This is a genomic window from Paracoccus sp. NIOT.M2S5SZ12, assembly GCF_057748165.1.
In genome coordinates, this window is sequence record NZ_JBYLFR010000062.1 from 1 (window position 1) to 1020 (window position 1020).

The 1020-nt window shown below is 59.5% G+C and carries 1 protein-coding gene; it reads right to left on the reverse strand.

The features are described from left to right. Nucleotides 1-107: 107 nt before the first annotated feature. A protein-coding gene (locus AC2SGK_RS18285) for an IS5 family transposase (protein ID WP_207470269.1) occupies nucleotides 108-865 on the reverse strand; the annotation gives its coding sequence in 2 pieces (ribosomal slippage) (nucleotides 108-529 and nucleotides 529-865; 759 coding nt in all). Between the last annotated feature and the right edge of the window lie 155 nt (nucleotides 866-1020).

Genomic DNA, 1020 nt, shown 5'->3' on the forward strand with positions numbered 1-1020 from the left:
AGTCCTCCAGATGGATCCAATACGGGAATGGCGCCAGATTGCCCTCGGTTTGACAACGGTAACGGGCAGGTCGCAGCGCAGGCCCCGTTACGGCATCTCGTTCTCGATCATAGCCAGAAGATGACGGTAGCGGCGAGAAGGATGGCGGAGAAGAATGTCTCGGGGCATCGGTCGTATCGGGTGGCAACGCGCCTCCAGTCCTTGAGGCGCCCGAACATGATCTCGATGCGGTTGCGGCGCTTGTAGCGCCGCTTGTCGTATTTGACCGCCTTCTTGCGGTTCTTCCGGCCGGGAATGCATACCCTTATCCCCTTGTCTTTCAACGCTTCTCGGAACCATTCGGCATCATACCCTCTGTCCGCAAGCATCCAGCCAGCCTTTGGCAAGCTGCTCAGCAGGGCCGCTGCTCCGGTGTAGTCGCTCACTTGCCCGGCCGACATGAAGAACTGGATCGGGCGTCCTTTCGCGTCGGTGACTGCGTGCAGCTTGGTGTTCATGCCGCCTTTCGTTCGCCCGATCTGGCGCCCGCGCCCCCTTTTTTCACCCCAAGGCTCGAGGCCGTGCGATGTGCTTTCAGATAGGTCGCGTCGATCATGATCGTCTTGTGTTCGGCGCTCTCGGCGGCCAGGCCCATCATAATCCGGGCGAAGACCCCGTTCTCGCTCCAGCGTTTCCAGCGGTTGTAGAGCGTCTTGGCGGGCCCGTATTCCCTCGGCGCGTCGCACCATCGCAAACCATTGCGGTTGATGAAGATTATGCCGCTCAGAACACGCCGGTCATCGACGCGGGGCCTGCCATGGCTCTTGGGAAAGAAGGGTTTGAGGCGCGCCATCTGCGCCTCGCTCAGCCAAAAAAGGTTGCTCATCAATCAGGTCTCCTTGCGGGGCCTGAATCACGTCAAACGCCTGAAATCAATGGGTCTGGAACCTAGTACTACAGTTGCGCATTGATGCGCAACTTCCGATGTGCGATGGCAGCGATCGCTTGATGTTCTCGTCGCCATCGTGACCAGTCCCAGAC